Genomic DNA, 21,282 nt, shown 5'->3' with positions numbered 1-21,282 from the left:
CCGCTGTGAGGTGAGGCCCTGGCGTTCCTAGCGTTGTCGTGATCCAGGCGACGTGAAGGGGTCGGCATGAGCGAGTGGCACCCCCGAGAGGGCGGGCTCCGACTCCCCCCCCGGTGATTCCTCAATGGACGGTCAGCCATCGGGGGTGGGCCAAAGACCCCTCCCCGGTGGTGGAAACCCCGGACAGGCCGATTCGACCGGGGTGGGGCCGACAACTCGGCTTCATGGCCAGGGGTTGAACCCTCGACACCATCTGAAGACGGAGGTACGGCACAGATGACGCAGACGCCCGCACCGTGGGGCACGCAACGAATGGGGCCGTACGCGGCCACCATCACGGTGCCGCAGTACACGCCCGTGATCGATGCCGAAACGCAGATCGCTGTCATCGTGGACGAGCACGGCCGGACGGTCGAGCTGGGTAACCACGGCACCAGCACGAGCGGACTGACGCCCACCACGACCACCCCCGGTGACGGGTCCGGTCCGGGCAGCGCGACCGACGCGGACAGCACCGAGTCGTACGACCAGGACCAGAGTTCCGGCTGATGACTGACAGCAGGTCGGTACTGGTGCTGACCAACCCCTACGACGTGACGGCGGACATGGTGCTGCGGCTTCTCGCCGAGCGCCGGGTTCCCGTGGTCCGTCTCGACCCCGGTACCGACCTGCACACGGGTGCCTCGCTGACCGCCAAGTACCGTACGGGCGACCAGCGGGGCACCCTGCGCACGGCAAGCCGGGAACTCGACACCACGCGGATTCGGTCCGTCTGGGTCCGCAGGCCCTCGCCCTACGAGGGGCCGCGGGGGCTGAGCGACCAGGACCGCCGGTTCGCCGCGGAACAAGCGCTGTGGGGCACGGGGGGCGTCCTCGCGTCACTGCCGGGCGCGCGCTACGTCAATCACCCGTGGAACAACCGAGCTGCCGAGTTCAAGCCCGCGCAGCTCTCGACCGCGCAACGCTGTGGGTTCCGGATGCCCAGCACGGTGATCACCAACGATCCGCACGAGGCACGGACGTTCGCCTCCCACCAGCCCGCCGGAGTGGTGTACAAGCCCGTGTGGAACACGCCCTACCGCGTGGACGGCCGGCCACACGGCGTGTGGGTCCGGGAGGTGCACGGGGCCGAGATCACGGACGCCGTGTCCGTTTGTCCGCACATGTTCCAAGCCAAGGTTGACAAGGCGTTCGATGCGCGGGTGACCGCCGTGGGCGACCGGCTGTTCGGGGTCCGGATCGACAGCCCCGATCTCGACTGGCGCCGCCGTCAGGACCTGATGACGTGCACACCGATCGAGGTGCCCGAGTCGGTCGCGCATGCGGTCATTGCCTATCTCGCCGAACTCCGTTTGCTCTACGGCGCGTTCGACTTCGCCGTCACCGCCGCGGGCGACTGGTACTTCCTTGAGTGCAACCCGAACGGCCAATGGGCGTGGCAGCCGGCGGAGACCGCCGCAGCAATCGCCCATGCTCTTACCGACCAGCTGGAGAAAGGTCCCGACGCGTGAGCACATCGGCTCAGCTCCGCAACACCTTGACGGACAGACTCGCCGAGGAGGGCACCCTGACGGAACCCGAGTGGCGCAGCGCCGCCAAGACGGTTCCCCGCGAGCTGTTCACGGGGTCCTACTTCAGGCCAGTGCCGGGAAGTGTTCCGACCAGCTACCGACCAGTCCGGGACGGCGAGCCCGGATGGCTGAAGGGTGTCTACTCCGACGAGACGCTGATCACCCAACTGGACGGCCGGATCAGGCCCGACGACGTCACCGAGGGGGCCGTGACCGGCTCCCCGTCGTCGTCGTCCACCCTGCCGTCGCTGGTGCTGCGCATGTGGCAGCAGCTCGATGCCCAGACCGGGCACCGGGTGCTGGAGATCGGCACCGGAACCGGGTACTCGACCGCCCTTGGCGCGCACCGTCTCGGAGACACCAACCTGACCAGCATCGAGTACGACCCGGTGGTAGGCGAGGCTGCGGCCACGGCGCTCAAGACGGCCGGGTTCGCGCCCAGGCTGATCATCGGTGACGGGCTGCGTGGCGACCCGGACGGGGGCCGGTACGACCGCCTGATCGCCACGTGTTCGGTCCGGTACATCCCGCCGCCGTGGCTGCACCAGGTGAGGCCGGGCGGAAAGATCCTGGTCACCTTCTCCGGGTGGAGCTACGCCAACGCCCTCGCGCTGCTCGACGTGACCGGTCCCGGGGAGGCCACGGGCCGGTTCCTGCCCGGTTACACCAGCTTCATGATCGCCCGGCCGCACGACCGCCCGCCCCGCCCGACGCCGGCCCTGCTGCCCGGGGACGAGCGACCGAGCCGGATCGACCCCGCCAAGCTCGACGGCTGGACCGGCGCTTGGGTCGCGCAGCTCGCGGCACCCTCGGCCGAACGCATGGGGGCGGGAGCGGAACAGATCCTCTGGGACGTGTCCACCGGTTCGCAGGCCCGGACGGCCCTCAACCCCCATGGTGGATGGACCGTCGTACAGCGTGGTTCCGTCCGTCTGTGGGATCGGGTCGAGCGGGCCGTGCAGCACTGGCAGGCCGCTGACGAACCTCACCAGGAGGGATTCGGCATCACGGTGTCGGCCGCCGGTCAGCGAGTGTGGATCGGCACCGAGGACGGGCCAGGCTGGGACCTGCCAATCTGACGCCCGGCGATCCCGCCCGGTATACCCCCCCCGATGGAGCTGCGTCACTTCGCTGTCGTGGGTCCGGCGGAGGAGTGCGCCGGCACATGACGCCGACGGGGTGGCGGGCGGCGGGGCGGCGGTCGGGGGCATGGTCCTGCTCGCCAGGCCGCCCCGTGTCCGCCGCCCCCTGGCCGGGGTGTGGTCAGCCCGCGCGGAGTACCGCTGCCACCACCGGGCCCGCCGCGTCTCCGCCGTGGCCGCCCGACTGGACGACCGCCGCCGCGGCCACGTCGTTCTGGAAGCCGGTGAACCAACTGTTCGACGTGGCCTGGCCGTCGACCTCCGCCGAGCCCGTCTTCGCGCCCTTGTCGCCGCCGAGGCCGGACATCGCGTCGGCCCCCGTACCGCTCGTCGCCGTGAGCCGCATCATGTCGCGGAGCTGCTGCGCCACGGAGTACGGGAGCGAGCGCGCGGCGGTGGCCAGGGTGCGGTCGTCCAGCGAACGCGGCACGATGACGGGCTGCTTGAACGTGCCGTTCTTCGCGGTGGCGGTGATGGACGCCATGTTGAGCACGTTCATCTGGACCGTGCCCTGCCCGATGTACTGCGCCGCCGCCTCACCGCCGGCCGCGGCCGGCACGCTTCCGTCGAAGGACGGGACACCGGTCTTCCAGTTGTCGAGGCCGATGCCGAAGACCTCCTCGGCCTCGCTCTTCAGCGCCGCGTCGTCGCCCGCGTCGTCGATCAGCTTGATGAAGGCGGTGTTGCAGGAGCGGGCGAAGCTCTGCGCGAAGGTGCCGTCCGGGATCGAGAACCCGTCCAGGTTCTGGAACGTACGGCCCTGGTACATCGCGGTCTGCGGACACTCGGCGGGACGGTCGGCGCCGGCCAGGCCCTTCTCCAGCAGCATCGCCGCGGTCACGATCTTCATCGTGGAGCCGGGCGCCTGCTTGCCGAGCATGGCCGCGTTGAAGCCGTCCTGGCGGTTGTTGGCGACCGCCAGGATCTCGCCCGTACTGGGCTTGACCGCCGCGACCGACGCCTCGCTGAACTTCTTCACCGCCTCCTCGGCGGCGGCCTGCACCTGGGCGTCGAGCGTGGTCCGCAGCGTGCCCTCCTTGCCCTTGGCGAGGGTGAGCAGGGTCTTCCCCGGGACGCTGTCGCCGTCGCTCTTCAGCGACAGCTCGATGCCGGGCGTCCCGCCCGCGTCCGCGCCGTACCGCTCCCGGAGCTGGTCCAGGACGGACGAGAGCGAGGGGTACTTCTCCTTCGTCAGCTCCGTGCCGTCGCGGTCCACCGCCTTGATCGGCGGCACCTTCGCCTCGGAGGTCTCCAGACGGGTGGTCTCCGTCAGCTCGGGATGGATCACGGACGGCGCCCAGTCCACCAGCGGGCGCCCGGTGGTCAGTCCGCGCACCACGGTCAGCTCGGAGCTGTACGACCACGGCTTGCTCTCGCCGCCTGACGTCACCGTGGCCTTGACGGTGAACGGCACCTTCGCGCCCACCGCCGGGCCCGGGGTGATCACCGCGTCGGTGACATGGGCCTGGTCGCGGTAGCCCGTGATGACGGGTGCGGCGGCGGTCGGGTTGTTGGTGAGCTGCGCGACCTCCGCGCCGTCGGCCCCGCTCGCCCACCCCGCGAGGAAGTCCTTCGCGGCCTTGTCGATCTCCCCGGCGCTCAGAGGTCCGGTCTTGACCTCCCGCGTCGCGGAGGTGGTGGTGGTGCCAGAACCCCCGCCGGTGATCCCGCTGTAGACGTTGTACGCGCCGTACCCCACCCCGCCGGCGACCACGGCGAACACACCGCCGACCACGGCGACCTTCGCTCCACTGCGCATCTGTGCAGTCCCCCTCCCCAGGAGCCTCCCGGAACATCTGAACGTGTTCAAGGAAGTGTCGAACGGCACTCTACGGGACGGGTGCGTCACAGGAGGAGAGCGTTATCGGACTGGAACGATCACAGACCGGCACATTCCGGCCGCTCTTCGACCGGGCGCACGCACCCCCCGGCCGTCCGCACCCCATGGCCGTACGCACCCCCCCGGCCGTACGCACCCCTCCCGGCCGTACGCACCCCCCGGCCGTCCGTCCCTGCACCCCCCGCCCCCAGCCGTCCGCCCCCGCCCTCCGCCGTGCGACGCACCGCGTCCGACGCCGCTCGCTGATCCACCAGGGGTGACGGGACAACCCTCAGTGATTCACCCACGTGCCCTCTCGGCCCACCAGTTGAGCAGGCAGCCGCGCACGACATGGCCGAACATGTGCAAATGCATCGGAAGGTCTTTGGCCACCCAGGCGGCGTTCCCCTTTGCGGCTGCCAGGCCTGCGGGAATTTCGTCGGGCACGGGGATCGATTCAAGCGGTCGTTCGCACATGGGGTGAGGGAAGGGGACCCCTTCGTGGAGTCTCTTCGATCTGTACGAGTACACCTGGCCTACCTTCTTGCGCAGCTTGCTCCACGGAACTTGAGCGTGTTCCGGAGGTCTGCTCGAAGGGGGCTCCGGTGCGTATCGCGTGACAAAATTCAGGAACCTGTTGGTTGCCTTGACTATCGGCAGGAGCTGCTGGGAGACAGAGCGCAAGAGTTCGTCACCCCCTCCCGCTCGCACTTCTTCGGCCAGGCTGGTCATCTCCGTGGTGAATATTTTCACTGGGTCCTCGTCCGCGGTGACGGCCGACCGGCCTGCGGGACCCTCCAATGCGGAGACAAGGAACAGCCAGGACAACTCTGGATCGGACTCGGCGATCCAGAGTGCATCTCGGAACTGCCGCGCCGCTCGAACCAGAGCGACACTGTCCTCGCGAGTCAGGGCGTGGTACCCACTGAGCCAGGTCTCGATGTCTTGCGTGTCCGCAGAATCCGCTCCGGGGTATATGCGCTTCCGTAGGGGCAGCGGCGTCCAGGTAGGTGCCTGGTGGAAGTGGTAGTGGGCGGACCCTCGCGGATCCTCGCCCTCCCTGAACTCTCTCGACATCCCGCCGGCGCGCATTCGAGCACCGGTTATGAGCGACAGCAGGCAAGCCAGCTCATCGTCGATGGTCAGGTTGAGCCAGCCGGCGGTGTCCGTTTTGCTCATTGGCTGCACATCGAACTCCGGGAGATGGTCATCGATGCGGAGCGTGACAACTGGCGCGATGTTCCCCTGGTCTGGAAAGGCCGTGCCTAAGGTGAGGTGGAGAGGTCCGGCAGAGATTTCCTTCCGGATCACCCAGGCGTCGCTGTAGATGAGATACTCGGCTGCTCGGCCGGACGGCCGCCCTTGGTTCATCTGCTCCCAATTCAGCCAGCTCCAAGGGGCGGAGACATTGATTTCCTCTTTGCTTCCATCAGCCACTGAAGCCTCTCCCCGTGCATAGTCGTTCGGTCTGTCGCTGATTTCGGGAGACGGGGCTTGCGCCCGATCCGCACCCACAGGCCGGCCACCCATCACCCGAGTCGACAACCCTCCGGGTCGATACACCTAGACCCAGGTGTCGAACCACATCCGGCCGCGCCAGGCGTCGATCGGGATCGGGGTGCCGGTGTACAGGGGCCAGAAGTAGATGAAGTTCCAGATGATCAGCAGGACCAGGACGCCCGCGCCGACCGCGCCGATCGTTCTGCGGCGTTCGTCGGAGCCCGCGGGGCCGATGAGGGCGCCCGCGAGCATCGTCACCGCGAGGCAGAGGTACGGCACGAAGACGACCGCGTAGAAGAGGAAGATCGTGCGCTCCTGGTAGAAGAACCAGGGCACCCAGCCCGCCGCCACCGCGCAGGCGATCGCGCCCGCGCGCCAGTCGCGGCGGAAGAACCAGCGCCACAGCACGTAGCAGAGCGCCAGGCCGCCCGCCCACCAGAGCAGGGGGGTGCCGATCGCCAGCACCTCACGGGCGCAGTTGCCGGCCGTGCCCGCCGGGCAGCCGTCGGCGCCGGCCTTCGGGTCCTCGTAGAAGTACGAGACCGGGCGGCCCAGGACGATCCAGCTCCAGGGGTTCGACTGGTAGGTGTGGCCGGAGGTCAGATTGACGTGGAACTGGTAGACCTCGTTCTCGTAGTGCCACAGGCTGCGCAGCCAGTCCGGGAGCCAGGTGAAGTGGCCGCCCTTGCCCCGCGTCGCGGCCCAGTCCCTGAAGTACCCCTTGTCGGTGACGATCCAGCCGGTCCAGGAGGCGATGTACGTGACGATCGCGACCGGCACCGTCGAGACGAACGCCGGCACGATGTCCCGGCGGAGCACCGCCGCGTACGGCCGGACCGCGCCCGCCGTGCGCCGTGCGCCCACGTCCCACAGGACGGCCATGACCGCGAAGGCGGCCAGGATGTAGAGCCCGTTCCACTTGGTCGCGAAGGCCAGCCCCAGCATCAGCCCGGCCGCGATCCGCCACGGCCGCCACCCCAGCCCCAGCCGCTCGGCGACCGTGACGTCCGGGCGCAGCAGGCCCTCCTCGTCCACCGGGAGCGCCGCGGCCAGTCTCCCGCGCGCCCAGTCGCGGTCGATCACCAGACACCCGAAGGCGGCCAGCACGAAGAACATCAGCACCAGATCGAGCAGCGCGGTGCGGCTCATCACGAAGTGCAGACCGTCGACGGCGAGCAGTCCGCCCGCCAGACACCCCAGGAACGTGGAACGGAACAGCCGCCGCCCGATCCGGCAGAGCATCAGCACCGAGAGCGTGCCGAGCACCGCCACCATGAAGCGCCAGCCGAAGGGCGTGAATCCGAAGAGCTGCTCGCCGAGGCCGATGACCCACTTGCCCACCGGCGGATGGACCACATAGCCCGGGTCGGTCGGCAGCGGGACCTTGGACGGATCCGCCAGGATCTGCTTGTCGACGTCCTTGGGCCAGCTTCCCTCGTACCCCTGGTTCACCAGGGCCCAGGCGTCCTTGGCGTAGTACGTCTCGTCGAATATCACCGCCTTGGGGTTGCCCAGGTTCCAGAAGCGCAGCACGCCCGCCACCGCGGCCACCAGCAGCGGCCCGCCCCAGGCCGACCAGCGGACCAGCCGCTCCGCCGTCGCGGGCGGCACCGCGAGCACGGCCCACAGCCGCTCCGAGGGCCGGGTGTACGGCGGCACCAGCCGCTCGCGCAGCCCGGTCACCGGCCGCGGCACATGGCCGAATCGGCGCAGCCGCTGAGGCCATGAGGGCGGCGTTCCGCCGGCGTCGTGCCCCTGGAGGGCTTCAGGCGCAGTACTGGTCACCGCGCCATCGTAGGGAACGCCGCTGTGCGAGGGGTGCTCCGCGCCCTGCGAGGATGGCGGGATGGCGGATGTGAATGGAACGCTCGTACTCGCGGGAACGCCCATCGGTGAGGTGACGGACGCGCCGCCACGGCTCGCGGCCGAGCTGGAGACCGCGGATGTGATCGCCGCCGAGGACACCCGGCGGCTGCGCAGGCTCACCCAGGCGCTCGGGGTGCAGACCCGGGGCAGGGTCGTCTCGTACTTCGAGGGCAACGAGACCGCGCGGACCCCCGAACTGGTGGAGGCGCTGACGGGCGGGGCGCGGGTGCTTCTCGTCACCGACGCGGGCATGCCGTCCGTCTCCGATCCCGGCTACCGGCTGGTGGCGGCGGCCGTCGAGGGCGGGATCAGGGTCACGGCCGTGCCGGGCCCCTCCGCCGTGCTGACCGCGCTGGCGCTCTCCGGGCTGCCCGTGGACCGGTTCTGCTTCGAGGGCTTCCTGCCGCGCAAGGCGGGCGAGCGGCTCGGCCGGCTGCGCGAGTCCGCCGACGAGCGGCGCACGCTCGTCTACTTCGAGGCACCGCACCGGCTGGACGACACCCTCGCCGCGATGGCCGAGGTCTTCGGCGCCGGGCGCAGGGCCGCCGTGTGCCGCGAGCTGACCAAGACGTACGAGGAGGTGCGGCGCGGCGGTCTCGGTGAGCTGGCGGCCTGGGCGGCCGAGGGCGTACGGGGTGAGATCACCGTCGTGGTGGAGGGCGCGCCGGAACCGGGCCCCGGGGATCTCGACCCCGCCGAGCTGGTGCTGCGGGTACGGATGAGGGAGGAGGCGGGGGAGCGGCGCAAGGAGGCGATCGCCGCCGTCGCCGCCGAGGCGGGGGTGCCCAAGCGCGAGGTGTTCGACGCGGTCGTGGCGGCCAAGAACGCGGCCAGAATGTCCCCTCCGGAGGGCAAAGGACTATCGTGAAATGTAAAGCGCAGACCGGGAGTCGGGCCTTTTGGGCATGAGAAGGCCAAGACCGGTCCATTAATCGACAGGGGCTGATGCGCTCCCGCCGGCACAGGCGTCCACTGGGTCAGTGGAGAGGAGCTGGCATGAGTGAGATCACGGGCACCGCCGTCGCACACGAGGCATATGCCTTTTGCTGTATGCGCTGTGGACACGGCTGGGAGCAGGCGTACGACATAGAGCATCACGTCGACGGCTCGGGTCAGAATTACGTCATTTACAAGGCGGACGGGACACGGGTTCCTTCCCCGTTGTCCAGCCCGTCCTGCGCCAACTGCGGCGGGCATGTCGTGCGCATCATGCGTTCGGGACAGGTCTCGTCGGTGCGGGCGCTGATGACGCGGCAGCACCATCCGTCGAAGGCCGAGCGGGCCGCGGCGACGGCGGCTGCGGCCGCGGCTGCGGCGGCAGCAGCGGCAGCGGGGAGGACGGGGGCCGGGGAGGCACCCGCCGCAAGCGCCGAGGAGATATCCGCCGGGGCCGCGGGAAACGCGGGAACGGCAGGAAGGGCGGGAACGCCGGGAGCGGCGGGAACCGCCGAGGGGATATCCGGCCCGGTCGCGGTGGGGATACCCGCCGGATCCACGCCGGACCGCGCCGCGGCGGGCCATCACCACTGGCATCTCTCGGACCTGCTGCACCCGTTCCACCACCGCAGGTGAGCCACCCGTTTCACCACCGCAAGTGAGCGACCCGTTCCACCGGTTCCACCCGTTCCACCGTTTCGCCTGTTCCGCCCGTTCGACCCGTTCGGACCGTTTCGCCTGGTCACGGGCGCAAGGGTGAGACGAGGGGCGCGCGCCTCGTAGGATCGCGCCCATGAGTTCGAAGCACGCTCCGCCCCCGCTGCCCGAACCCCTCCGGGTGCCGGTCGCGGATTCGCACACCCACCTGGACATGCAGGACGGCACGGTCGAGGAGAGCCTGCGCAAGGCCGCCTCGGTCGGTGTGACGACGGTGATCCAGGTGGGGTGCGATCTGAAGGGCTCCCGCTGGGCCGCCGAGACGGCCGCGGCGTACGAGAACGTCCACGCGGCGGTCGCCCTGCACCCCAACGAGGCGCCCCGGATCGTGCACGGCGACCCCGACGGCTGGTCGCGGCAGGGGACGCGCGAGGGCGGTGGCGACGCGGCGCTGGACGATGCCCTCGCCGAGATCGACCGGCTGGCCGCCCTGCCATGGGTGCGCGCCGTCGGCGAGACGGGGCTCGACCATTTCCGGACAGGGCCCGAGGGCATCGCCGCGCAGGAGCGTTCGTTCCGCGCGCATATCGAAATCGCCAAGCGCCATGGAAAGACACTGGTCATCCATGACCGGGAAGCGCACGCCGATGTGCTGCGCATCCTCGCGGAGGAAGGCGCTCCGGAACGTACGGTGTTCCATTGCTATTCCGGCGACGCGGAAATGGCCGAAGTATGCGCCTCCGCCGGTTACTACATGTCTTTCGCCGGCAACGTGACTTTCAAAAACGCTCAGCCGTTGCGTGACGCGCTCACCGTAGCGCCGCTCGAACTCGTCCTCGTCGAGACGGACGCGCCCTTTCTCACTCCGGCGCCCTACCGTGGGCGGCCCAACGCGCCGTATCTCATTCCGGTCACCTTGCGGGCGATGGCCGCTGTGCGGGGGATCGGCGAGGACGCCATGGCCGAAGCGATCTCCGGCAATACGGCGCGCGCGTTCGCCTACTGACCGGCAGGCGGACGCGCGCGCGTCCGCCTACAGGCATACGGCCGACTACCGCCCGTCTACCGGCATACGGCGGCCCCCGCAACCGGGGCGCGTCCGGGGGAGCGGTCTGCCTCGGCGCCGCGACGCCACGTAGTCGCGTCGCTTGGGAGAGTGACCACCGCTCTGTAGTGTCCGGCCACCACCCGCCATCGTCGCGCAGCGACCGGACCGGATCTCGTGGAGCGTCGTGAGCACTACGCAGGGCAGTCACCTGGATCGGCTTGGCAAGGAACGACGCTCTGTCCGGCGCGGTGTCCGGGCGCCGCACCGGACGGAACCGCGCCGGTTCCTACGGCAGGCACCGCGCCGGCTCCTGCCGCGGGCACCGCGTCTGCTCCTGTGGCGGGCACCGCGCGGACTCCTGCCGCAGGCGCTCGTTGTCGCCCTGCTCGCCGGGGGCACCTCGGCCCTCGTCGTCGGTGACCGGTCCGTCGGGCCGAGCGACGGCGGTGGCGAGCCGCGTGCCCCGCACACCGCCGCTCCCGCGCCCCGCGCGCTCGGGGCGCGGGCCATCGAGGCGCGTGCGCTCGGCGTACACGCGCTCGGCGTGCGCGCCGACCACGCGTCGCTCTCCGTCTCGCGCTCCTCGACGGTCTCCCGTGGCGCGCTCACGGCGCAGGCCGGCCCCACGCCGCACGACGAGGACAGCAAGTCCGTACCGCGCGACGGCTTGCCGCTCGACGGCCGGGCCCCGGGCGTGGTGTCCCGTGAGCAGACGAGCGAGGAGGCCGTCCCGTACGACACCGTGCGCACCGACGACCCCGCGCTCTTCCGGGGCACCGAGGTCATCGACCAGCCGGGCAGCCCGGGAGTGCGCCGGGTCGTCTACGGTCTGCGCACGATCGACGGGATCGACCAGCAGCCACGCGTCCTCCACGAAGAGATGGTGCGCGCGCCGGTCACCCAGCGGGTCAGGGTCGGTACGAAGGCGCTGCCGACCTCCATGGCCGGGGTGGACCACCTGAACTGGAAGGGGCTCGCCGCCTGTGAGTCGAGCGGACGGGTCAACGCGGTCGACCCGTCCGGCAAGTACGGGGGGCTCTACCAGTTCGACCTCGCGACCTGGCGCTCCGTCGGCGGCCGAGGACGCCCGCAGGACGCCACGGCCGAGGAGCAGACGCTCCGCGCGAAGAAGCTGTACATGCAGCGGGGGGCGAGTCCGTGGCCGTACTGCGGCCGTAGGCTGACCAGGTGAGCACCACTGAGCCCGACGCCCCAGAGGCACCAGACGCCCCAGAGGCACCAGACATCCTGGAAGCCCCGGTCGCCCCGGACGCCGCGGAGACCCCGGCCGCCACAGCGGACACTCCGGACACGGATACTCCGGACACGGGTGCCCCGGACGCCGCCCCGGACGACGCCCCGGGGACGGTGGCCTCCGGTGCCTCCGACGCCCTCCTGGGGCCCGCGGACATCCGCGAGCTGGCCGCGGCCCTGGGCGTACGCCCCACGAAACAGCGCGGGCAGAACTTCGTCATCGACGCCAACACCGTGCGCAGGATCGTCCGTACCGCCGGGGTCCGCCCCGACGACACCGTCGTGGAGGTCGGCCCCGGGCTCGGCTCGCTGACGCTGGCGCTGCTGGAGGCGGCGGACCGGGTGACCGCCGTGGAGATCGACGATGTCCTGGCCGCCGCGCTGCCCGCGACGATCGAGGCCAGGATGCCCGCGCGCGCCGGGCGCTTCTCGCTGGTGCACTCCGACGCGATGCGGGTGGTGGAGCTGCCGGGCCCCGCGCCGACCGCGCTGGTCGCGAACCTCCCGTACAACGTCGCCGTGCCGGTCCTGCTGCACATGCTGGAGCGCTTCCCCAGCATCGAGCGGACGCTGGTGATGGTCCAGGCCGAGGTCGCCGACCGGCTGGCCGCCGTGCCGGGGAACAAGGTGTACGGAGTGCCGTCGGTCAAGGCCAACTGGTACGCGGAGGTCAAGCGGGCCGGGGCGATCGGCCGTACGGTCTTCTGGCCCGCGCCCAATGTGGACTCCGGTCTGGTCTCGCTGGTGCGCCGGGCGGAACCGGTGAGGACGACGGCCTCCCGGGCCGAGGTCTTCGCGGTCGTCGACGCGGCTTTCGCGCAGCGCCGCAAGACCCTGCGGGCGGCCCTCGCCGGATGGGCGGGATCGGCCCCGGCGGCGGAAGCGGCCCTGGTCGCGGCCGGGATCTCGCCGCAGGCGCGCGGTGAGGCACTGACAGTGGAAGAGTTCGCGCGGATCGCGGAGTCGAAGGGGGCGGGCGCGTGAGCGTCGAGGGACAGACTCAGACTCAGGCACAGACTCAGACTCAGGCACAGGCACAGGCACAGACGCAGGCGGAGCCGCAGGAACGGGTGGCGGTCGGAGCGCCGTCCTCGCACGCGGGGGCCGACGCATCGACCGGCGGACGGGTACGGGTACGGGTGCCGGCCAAGGTCAACGCGCAGCTCGCGGTGGGCGCCGCCCGCCCCGACGGCTTCCACGACCTGGCGAACGTCTTTCTGGCCGTGGACCTCTACGACGAGATCACGGTGTCGCACGCGGACGAACTGCGCGTCACCTGCTCGGGCTCCGACGCCGGCCAGGTCCCCCTGGACACCACGAACCTCGCGGCACGGGCCGCGCTCGCGCTGGCCCGGCGGCACGGCATCGATCCGCGCGTCCACATCCATATCGACAAGGACATCCCGGTCGCGGGCGGCATGGCGGGCGGCAGCGCGGACGGCGCGGGCGCCCTGCTGGCCTGTGACGCGCTCTGGTCGCTCGGTTCCTCGCAGGAGGAGCTTCTGGCCATCTGCGCCGAGCTGGGCAGCGATGTGCCGTTCAGCCTGATCGGCGGCGCGGCGCTCGGCACCGGCCGGGGCGAGCGGCTCACACCGCTCACCGTCGGCGGTGTCTTCCACTGGGTGTTCGCGATGGCCGACGGCGGACTGTCCACCCCCACGGTGTTCCGGGAGTTCGACCGGCTGGCCGAGGGCACGGACGTACCGGAGCCGGTCGCCGACCCCGCGCTGCTCGACGCCCTGCGGACGGGCGACGCCGTCGCGCTCGCGGGCGCGCTGGCCAACGACCTCCAGCCCGCGGCCCTCGCCCTGCGCCCGTCCCTGGCGGACACCCTGGCGGCGGGCACGACGGCCGGCGCCCTGGCCGCGCTGGTCTCGGGCTCGGGCCCGACCACGGCGTTCCTGGCGAAGGACGCGGAAGGGGCGGCCCGGATCGCGGAGGCACTGCGCACCTCGGGCACCTGCCGCACCACCCGGACCACCACCGCCCCGGCCCCGGGCGCGACCGTGGTGAGCCCCGCGCTCTGACCCGGACCGCGCCCGCCGGACCGCGCCCGCCGGACCGCACCCGCCCGCGCGGTTCACGTCGCGTACGCCCGCGCGCGTCCGCACCGTACCCGGCCCGGCGCCGACCGCGAGGCGGCCCGGCGCCCCGTGCCGGGCGCGGTCGCGGGGCCGGGGGCGGGCGGGATGCCCGGGTTCTGGGCGGCTCGTCGGGGGGTTCGTGGTGGCGACTACGCTGGGACGTCGACCGGTCCCCGCTGTAACAGGAGAAAAATGGCCGTCAATCTGGTCAATGTCGAGGCAGTCACCAAGGTGTACGGCACCCGTGCGCTGCTCGACGGTGTCTCTCTCGGCGTCTCCGAGGGAGACCGGATCGGCGTCGTGGGACGCAACGGTGACGGCAAGACGACCCTCATCCGGGTGCTGAGCCGGCTGGAGGAGACGGACACCGGCCGGGTCACGCACAGCGGCGGGCTGCGGCTCGGGGTGCTCACCCAGCACGACTCGCTCGATCCCGAGGCCACAGTCCGGCACGAGGTGATCGGTGATCTCGCCGACCACGAGTGGGCGGGCAACGCGAAGATCCGGGATGTGCTCACCGGCCTCTTCGGCGGCCTCGACCTGCCCGGTTTCCCGCAGGGGCTCGACACCGTCATCGCGCCGCTCTCCGGCGGTGAGCGGCGCCGGATCGCGCTCGCCAAGCTGCTCATCGGCGAACCCGATCTGATCGTGCTCGACGAGCCCACCAACCATCTCGACGTCGAGGGCATCGCCTGGCTCGCGCAGCATCTGCGGACCCGGCGCTCCGCGCTCGTCTGTGTCACCCACGACCGGTGGTTCCTGGACCAGGTCTGTACGCGGATGTGGGACGTCCAGCGCGGCGCGGTGCACGAGTACGAGGGCGGCTACTCCGACTATGTCTTCGCCCGCGCCGAGCGCGAGCGCATCGCCGCGACGGAGGAGGCCAAGCGGCAGAACCTGGTCCGCAAGGAGCTGGCCTGGCTGCGCCGCGGCGCCCCCGCCCGTACGTCCAAGCCGCGCTTCCGCGTGGAGGCGGCCAACGAGCTGATCGCGGACGTGCCGCCGCCCCGGGACACCTCGGAGCTGATGAAGTTCGCCAACGCCCGGCTCGGCAAGACCGTCTTCGACCTGGAGGACGTGACGGTCCAGGCGGGCCCGAAGGTGCTGCTCGCGCATCTCACCTGGCAGCTCGGCCCCGGTGACCGGATCGGACTGGTCGGGGTGAACGGCGCGGGCAAGACCTCGCTGCTGCGCGCGCTCGCCGAGGCCGCCCGCAGCCAGGGCGATGTCCAGCCCGTCGGCGGGAAGATCGCGGTCGGCAGGACCGTCAGGCTCGCGTACCTCTCCCAGGAGGTCACCGAGCTGAAGCCGTCGCTGCGGGTTCTGGAGGCGGTGCAGCAGGTACGGGACCGGGTCGACCTCGGCAAGGGCCGGGAGATGACGGCGGGTCAGCTCTGCGAGCAGTTCGGCTTCACCAAGGAGAAGCAGTGGACCCCGGTCGGTGATCTCTCCGGCGGTGAGCGGCGCCGGCTCCAGCTTCTGCGGCTGCTGATGGACGAGCCGAACGTCCTCTTCCTCGACGAGCCCACCAACGACCTCGACATCGAGACGCTCAACCAGTTGGAGGACCTGCTCGACGGCTGGCCCGGGTCGATGGTCGTCATCTCCCACGACCGGTTCTTCATCGAGCGCACCACCGACAAGGTGATGGCGCTGCTCGGTGACGCGGCGCTGCGAATGCTGCCGCGCGGGATCGACGAGTATCTCGAACGGCGGCGCAGGCTGGTCGAGTCGACGACCGTGTCGAAGCCTGCCGTGTCGAAGTCCGCGGCGGGCGGCGGCTCCGGCTCCGCCGCCTCCGGCTCCGCTTCCGGGGTCACCGAGGAGCGTTCCGCCGGAGCCGTGTCGGCCAAGGACGGCCGCGCGGCGAAGAAGGAGCTCCAGAAGATCGAGCGGCAGCTCGACAAGATCTCCAGCCGGGAGACCACGCTCCATCAGCAGATCGCGGACAACGCCACGGACTTCGAGAAGGTCGCGAAACTCGACGCTGAGCTGCGTGAACTCGTCGGCGAACGTGATGAGTTGGAGATGCGGTGGCTGGAGCTGGCGGAGGACGCGTAGAAACGGTGCGCGGACCGCGTAACAGGCGCATCACGGGCCGGTTCTCCCTTGGGAACAGGGGCGGGACCGGCCCGTCCCGTACGGCCGTCCGAGTGATAGAAAGAAGCCCCGCTCGACCGATGTGACGATGCGGAACCCATGCCCGAACCGCTCCGTCGCCGGGGCCGGCCACCAGAATCGCGGGGGAGACCGACCGGGTAGCGGACCGCATGGAATAGGGGGAAAAGCGCTGATGAGCCAGCCACCCGGCCAGCAGCCGCCGCAGGAGGGCTTCGGCGCTCCGCAGGACCCGCAGCGCCAGGACCCGCCGCAGCGCCAGGACCCGGAGCAGCGCCAGGACCCGGAGCGGGGAGCCCCGCCGCAGCCGGAGCGGGGAGTTCCGCCGCAGGAAGCCCCGCAGCCGTCCGCGCCGCCACCAGCGCCGCCGTCCGCCCAGCCCGGTTACGGCTATCCGCAGGCACCGGGTCAGCAGCCGGGTCCTTACAACTCCCCGCCGGGGCCCTACGGTCAGCAGCCCGGACCGTACAACTCCCCGCCCGGCGCGTACCCCCAGCCCGGACCGTACGGCTCCCAGCCCGGACCGTACGGTCAGCAGGCCGGTCCCTACGGTCAGCAGCAGCCAGGACCGTACGGTCAGCAGCAGGCCGGTCCCTACGGTCAGCAGCCCGGCCCGTACCCCACCCCGCCGGGGCCCTACGGCGGCTACCCGCCCCAGCAGTTCCCCGGAGCCCCCACCCCGCCGCCCGGTGGCGCCGGCGGCGGGAACTTCTTCAGGAGCACGCCCGGCATCGTCACCGCCGCCGCTGTCGCGCTGCTGCTGATAGGCGGCGGCGCGTGGTTCGCCCTCGGCAGCGGCGACGGTGACAGTGACGGCAAGCCGACGGCGGGCAGGAGCGAGGACCCCCGGCCGAACGCTTCGGGGAGCGTCGACCAGGGCGACGGCAGCGGCGGGGGCCGTGAGGCGCGGGACGACCTCAACGCCGGGCGCAAGGACGGCGAGTCCAAGGTGCTCTGGCTCCAGACCAACGATGTGGACCTGCCCCGCAACGGCTCCGACGTGTACGGCCCCTGGTTCGTCGGCGACACCGTCGTCAAGGCCATGTACCGCCAGGTCGTCGGCTACTCAGCCGTCGACGGCAAGAAGAAGTGGACGCTTCCGCTGCCCGCCGAGGTGTGCTCCGCGCCGGTCGCGCCCACGGCCGACGGCAAGATCGTCATCGGCGTCAAGAACGGCACCACCGAGAAGAGCCTCTGCAACCAGCTCCAGATGGTCGATCTGACGACCGGCAAGGGCGGCTGGAAGAAGGAGGTCGTCGAGGCGGGCGTGTTCGACATGCTGACCGACATCACGCTGGCGATCAGCGGCAACACCGTCACGGCCGGACGTACGGGCAACTCCAACGCCTACCGGGTGAGCGACGGCAAGGACCTGTTCGGCAAGCTGCCGGGCGAGTGCCAGCCGTACGCGTTCGCCGGAGGCGCCAGGCTGATAGCCGCCGAGAGCTGCCCGACCGCCGACTACGAGACCACGCAGAACCAGGTGCAGGAGCTGGACCCGGCCACCGGCGCGGCCAGATGGACCTACAAGCTCGCCAAGAACTGGGAGGTCGACAAGGTCTACTCGGTCGACCCCCTGGTCCTGTCGGCGAAGAACGCCGACGAGAAGTCCTGGAGCGTCGTCGCGCTCAACGCGAACGGCACCCTGCGCTCACAGATCGACGGCGGCAAGGACAAGTTCGCACCGCGCTGCGGCGGCGGCTTCGTCGTCTTCGGCAGCAATCTGGAGGGCTGTGTCGGAGTCGCCGCCGACGCGAACACCCTCTACATGTCGACCGCGCCCGAGACGAGCGGTACGGAACGCACCAACGAGGTCGTCGCCTTCAGCCTCGACACCGGCAAGGCCGTCTGGCGCTCCAAGGCGCCCGCCGGGCGGCAGATGACGCCGCTGCGCACGGAGGGCGGCAAGGTCCTGGTCTATCTGGACCCCACGTACGACCAGGGCGGCGCGGTCGCGACCGTCGCCGCGACCGGCGGCGCACCCACGGTGCTCCAGCGGCACCCGGCGTCGACGGCCCAGATCGAGAGCTCCTTCTACTCGGCGAAGCTGGCCTATGTGGACGGCCGGTTCTTCGTGACCAGCGGCCGGGTCAGCGCGAGCAACGACGAAGAGGAAATGAAGAAGTCGACCATGATGGTGTTCGGTGAGTGACCGGGCGCGCCCGGCCCCGGCCGTGGCGCCGCTCTCCGCGTGTTCCGCTCGTTCCGTGTGCTCCGCTCCGTACTCCGCTCCCGACGTCCCGACCCCCGAGCTTCCTTCCGAGGTACGTACGCCATGACGCAGCCGCCCCAGCCGCCCAACGAGCCCCCGCGGGGAGAGTTCGGAGCCCCGCAGGAACCACCATCGGGCGGGTTCGGAGCCCCGCAGGAGCCCCCGGCCGGAGGCTTCGGCGCTCCGCAGGACCCGCCGCCCGGGGGGTACGGGTACGGCGCTCCCACGCAGCCCCCGCAGAACGTCCCGTACGGATATCCGCAGCAGCAGCAGCCGCCGCAAGGCGCTCCGGGCGCCCCTGGGGCCCCTGGGGCTCCCGGTGCGCCGGGCACGCCGCCCGGGTACGGCTACCCCGCGCCGCCCGGATACGGATACGGATATCCCGGCCAGCCGGGCCAGCCCGGTCAGCCCGGTCAGCCGTCCTACGGCTATCCGACCCAGCCCATGGGACCGCAGGGCCCCTACGCGCCCACCCCGCCGGGCGGCGGTCCCGGTGGTCCCGGCGGCGGCAGGAAGCTCTCCACCCAGACGCAGATCATCATCGCCGCGGCCGTCGCCGTGGTGCTGATCATCGGCGGCGGTATCTGGGTCGCCTCGTCCGGGGGTGACGGCAAGGAGAACGAGTCCAAGGGCACGTCGTCCGGCGCCACGGGCGGCGAGGACGGCAAGGACGGCAAGGGCGGCCGGGCCATCGGCGGCGGCAAGGAGCGGGTGCCCGACAACACCCGGTCCAAGCCCGGCTTCCAGCTCCCGACGCCCAAGGTCACCGATGTCACGGGGGTCAGCGGGTCCTGGATCACCGACACCGCCTATGTGAAGACGGGCATCAACCAGATCGTCGGCTACGACCTCGACAAGGGCACCCAGCTCTGGGCGATACCCCTGCCCGGCCAGGTGTGCGCGGCGACCAGGCACATCAGCGAGGACAACAGGACGGCGATCGCCTTCGAGCCCGCCAAGCGCACCGCCGCCGAGAAGTACCAGAAGTGCACGGAGGTCGGCGCGATCGACCTGACGGCCGGAAAACTGCTCTGGACCAAGTCGATCACCGGTTCCAGCGCGGGTGACGAGAAGGTCCGGTTCGACGAGATCACGCTCAGCGGTACGACGGTCGCGGCCGGCGGTACGGACGGCGGCGCGGCCTTCGCCCTCGCCGACGGCGCGGTCCGCTGGAAGCCCGAGGTCAGCGCCGAGGGCTGCTACGACATGGGGTACGGCGGCGGGCCCGGCCTGGTCGCCGCCCGCAAGTGCGGTTCCTACGACGATCCGCAGATCTCCATCGAGACCCTGAACCCGGTCACGGGCGCCCCGGTGTCCTCGTACAAGATGCCGGCCGGTGTCGCCTACGCGAGTGTCGTCTCCACCGAGCCGCTGGTGGTGGCCGCCGACGTCGGTGACACGGCGGGTGACGGCAGCGGTATCTCGGACTTCTTCTCGATCGACGAGAAGACCGGCAAGCTGCTCGCGAAGATCCCGGCCGACGCCGACCGGTACGCGGCGCGGTGCGGCTCCACGGAGGTCGAGTCCTGCCAGCAGCTCGTGGTGGGCAACGGCAGGCTCTATCTGCCGACCGAGGGGCACGAGGGCGGCGGGGAGTACGGCGACACCAACGAGATCGTCTCCTTCGACCTCGCCACCGGTAAGAGCACCTCGGACCGCGCCGACGCGGGCGACCGCTACACGATGTTCCCGCTGCGCATGGACGGCGGCAACATCATCGCCTACAAGGAGCCCCCGTACGACAAGGGCGGCCAGATCGTCTCCATCGACGGCGCCACCTTCAAGGAGACGGTGCTGATGGACAATCCGGCGGACGAGGCCGTCAGGGACACGGAGACCAGCTTCTCCGCGGACTACGCCGAGATCCTCTACGGGGACGGCCGGATGTTCATCTCCGAGACGATGCTGAGCAAGCCGTCGACGTCGTCGCTGGACGACAAGTCGTATCTCGCGGCCTCGTTCAGCACGAAGTAGCGCGGCGGCCGACGCGTCGCGCGGTGGGCCCCGGCCCGTGGGCGGTACGACACCCCACGGGCCGGGGCCCGTTCCGTACAGTCGTTCCCCGCCGTCCCCCGCCCCATAGCGCCCCCGGACGTCGACTAGTCCTGAATGGCAGGGAATTCGGCAATCCGGGGGGCTTCTGAACGGTAGGGGGCGCGCGATCTCGAACAAGCGTGTAGCTTGCCGGGTCAGGAGGCCGGGGGGCCAGTTTTCTGCGGGGATGGGGGCTTTCTCTATGGGCGTTCGGCTCATGGTGGTCGACGACCACCGACTGCTCGCCGAGGCGCTCGCCTCGGCACTGAAACTGCGCGGGCACCGGGTGCTCGCGGCGGCGGCGCCCACGGCGGGCGTCGCCGATCTGGTGGTGAGCAGGGCGCCGGAGGTGTGCCTGCTGGGCACGGCGGCGCCGGCCGAGCCGGGCGCCTTCGACCCGATCGTACGGATCAAGCGGGACCGGCCGCAGGTCGCCGTGGTGGTGCTCGGACCCGTACCGAACCCTCGCGGGATCGCCGCGGCCTTCGCGGCCGGTGCCTCCGGCTATGTGCGCCATGACGAGCGTATCGAGGGCGTGGAACGCGCCATGATCAAGGCACGGGCGGGCGAGGCGGCGGTGGCGCCGCAGTTGCTCCAGGGAGCCTTCACCGAGCTGCTCAACCCGGCGGCCCAGCCGGACGACGAGGGGCAGCGGCTGCTGCGGATGCTGACCCCGCGTGAGATCGAGGTCCTGGTGCGGGTCGCGGAGGGTGAGGACACCCGGCTGATCGCCGCCGGGATGGGGATCGCGCCCAGCACCGCCAGGACGCATGTGCAGCGGGTGCTGATGAAGCTGGGCGTGGGGTCCCGGCTGGAGGCGGCGGCGCTGGCGGCGCGTACGGGGCTGCTGGAGCGTGCGGCGCCGATGGACTCCCCGAGGCCCGACCTCCGCGACCGCTGACCCCACCCGGAGCCCGCCGCACCGGGGAGGCGCCGGGCAGCGCGGCGGGCGGAGGAGGCGCCGGTCCCGGGCGTGCCGGTCCTGGGCGTGCGCCGGTTCCGGGCGTGCCGGTCCCGCCCGGGACACAGCCGTGAAGCCGT

16 protein-coding genes are annotated in these 21,282 nt (G+C 71.1%); 13 read left to right on the top strand and 3 right to left on the bottom strand.

The features are described from left to right. Nucleotides 1-276: 276 nt before the first annotated feature. From tgmA to tgmC, 3 genes are read left to right on the top strand one after another with little or no spacing between them, the layout of a single operon-like run. On the top strand, nucleotides 277-549 hold the full coding sequence (tgmA, locus tag ACFYYH_RS21350) for a putative ATP-grasp-modified RiPP (protein ID WP_388553217.1): 273 nt from the start codon (nucleotides 277-279) through the stop codon (nucleotides 547-549). Then, on the top strand, nucleotides 549-1,511 hold the full coding sequence (gene tgmB / locus ACFYYH_RS21345) for an ATP-grasp ribosomal peptide maturase (protein WP_388553214.1): 963 nt from the start codon (nucleotides 549-551) through the stop codon (nucleotides 1,509-1,511). Before tgmA ends, tgmB begins: the two co-directional genes overlap by 1 nt. Beyond that, nucleotides 1,508-2,650, top strand: coding sequence for an ATP-grasp peptide maturase system methyltransferase (gene tgmC / locus ACFYYH_RS21340; protein WP_388553212.1), 1,143 nt, complete (start codon nucleotides 1,508-1,510; stop codon nucleotides 2,648-2,650). The genes tgmB and tgmC overlap by 4 nt, the downstream gene beginning before the upstream one ends. A gap of 184 nt (nucleotides 2,651-2,834) precedes the next feature. Here the strand turns inward: tgmC and ACFYYH_RS21335 are convergent, their stop codons facing one another. From ACFYYH_RS21335 to ACFYYH_RS21325, 3 genes are all read right to left on the bottom strand, one after another. Continuing rightward, nucleotides 2,835-4,472 carry a penicillin-binding transpeptidase domain-containing protein gene (locus tag ACFYYH_RS21335; protein ID WP_388553209.1) on the bottom strand — a complete coding sequence of 546 codons (1,638 nt, stop codon included), beginning with the start codon at nucleotides 4,470-4,472 and terminating at the stop codon, nucleotides 2,835-2,837. Between the two features lie 360 nt (nucleotides 4,473-4,832). Then, complete coding sequence (locus tag ACFYYH_RS21330; protein WP_388553207.1) at nucleotides 4,833-5,969, bottom strand: hypothetical protein; 1,137 nt, start codon at nucleotides 5,967-5,969, stop codon at nucleotides 4,833-4,835. Between the two features lie 126 nt (nucleotides 5,970-6,095). Next, the gene (locus ACFYYH_RS21325; protein ID WP_388553204.1) at nucleotides 6,096-7,817 is read right to left on the bottom strand and encodes a dolichyl-phosphate-mannose--protein mannosyltransferase; all 1,722 of its coding nucleotides are present in this window, start codon (nucleotides 7,815-7,817) and stop codon (nucleotides 6,096-6,098) included. A gap of 70 nt (nucleotides 7,818-7,887) precedes the next feature. Here ACFYYH_RS21325 and rsmI point away from each other — a divergent pair, with 70 nt between their 5' ends. The 10 genes from rsmI (at nucleotide 7,888) to ACFYYH_RS21275 (ending at nucleotide 21,142) form a co-directional block, all read left to right on the top strand. Next, nucleotides 7,888-8,766 (top strand): 16S rRNA (cytidine(1402)-2'-O)-methyltransferase, encoded by an 879-nt coding sequence (rsmI, locus tag ACFYYH_RS21320; protein WP_388553465.1) that lies wholly within the window; start codon nucleotides 7,888-7,890, stop codon nucleotides 8,764-8,766. Between the two features lie 128 nt (nucleotides 8,767-8,894). Continuing rightward, nucleotides 8,895-9,470, top strand: coding sequence for a hypothetical protein (locus tag ACFYYH_RS21315; protein WP_388553201.1), 576 nt, complete (start codon nucleotides 8,895-8,897; stop codon nucleotides 9,468-9,470). A 157-nt stretch (nucleotides 9,471-9,627) separates the two neighbouring features. Then, nucleotides 9,628-10,497, top strand: a complete 870-nt coding sequence (locus tag ACFYYH_RS21310; RefSeq protein WP_388553199.1) for a TatD family hydrolase — start codon at nucleotides 9,628-9,630, stop codon at nucleotides 10,495-10,497. Between the two features lie 226 nt (nucleotides 10,498-10,723). Beyond that, the gene (locus ACFYYH_RS21305) at nucleotides 10,724-11,731 is read left to right on the top strand and encodes a transglycosylase family protein (protein ID WP_388553196.1); all 1,008 of its coding nucleotides are present in this window, start codon (nucleotides 10,724-10,726) and stop codon (nucleotides 11,729-11,731) included. Nucleotides 11,732-11,907: 176 nt separating this feature from the next. Continuing rightward, complete coding sequence (rsmA, locus tag ACFYYH_RS21300) at nucleotides 11,908-12,777, top strand: 16S rRNA (adenine(1518)-N(6)/adenine(1519)-N(6))-dimethyltransferase RsmA (protein WP_388553463.1); 870 nt, start codon at nucleotides 11,908-11,910, stop codon at nucleotides 12,775-12,777. Nucleotides 12,778-12,863: 86 nt separating this feature from the next. After that, entirely contained in the window at nucleotides 12,864-13,820 is a 957-nt protein-coding gene (locus ACFYYH_RS21295; RefSeq protein ID WP_388553461.1) for a 4-(cytidine 5'-diphospho)-2-C-methyl-D-erythritol kinase, read from the top strand. A gap of 249 nt (nucleotides 13,821-14,069) precedes the next feature. Further along, complete coding sequence (locus ACFYYH_RS21290; RefSeq protein ID WP_388553194.1) at nucleotides 14,070-15,938, top strand: ABC-F family ATP-binding cassette domain-containing protein; 1,869 nt, start codon at nucleotides 14,070-14,072, stop codon at nucleotides 15,936-15,938. A 232-nt stretch (nucleotides 15,939-16,170) separates the two neighbouring features. Beyond that, on the top strand, nucleotides 16,171-18,147 hold the full coding sequence (locus ACFYYH_RS21285) for a PQQ-binding-like beta-propeller repeat protein (protein WP_388553191.1): 1,977 nt from the start codon (nucleotides 16,171-16,173) through the stop codon (nucleotides 18,145-18,147). A gap of 123 nt (nucleotides 18,148-18,270) precedes the next feature. Continuing rightward, entirely contained in the window at nucleotides 18,271-20,181 is a 1,911-nt protein-coding gene (locus ACFYYH_RS21280; protein WP_388553189.1) for a PQQ-binding-like beta-propeller repeat protein, read from the top strand. Between the two features lie 262 nt (nucleotides 20,182-20,443). After that, complete coding sequence (locus tag ACFYYH_RS21275) at nucleotides 20,444-21,142, top strand: LuxR C-terminal-related transcriptional regulator (RefSeq protein ID WP_388553186.1); 699 nt, start codon at nucleotides 20,444-20,446, stop codon at nucleotides 21,140-21,142. Nucleotides 21,143-21,282 lie beyond the last annotated feature (140 nt).

The sequence above is a fragment of the Streptomyces sp. NPDC002018 genome (assembly GCF_042890865.1).
Classification (GTDB): domain Bacteria; phylum Actinomycetota; class Actinomycetes; order Streptomycetales; family Streptomycetaceae; genus Streptomyces.
The sequence above is the reverse complement of the archived record's forward strand: the minus strand, read 5'-3'. Positions and strand labels throughout refer to the sequence as shown.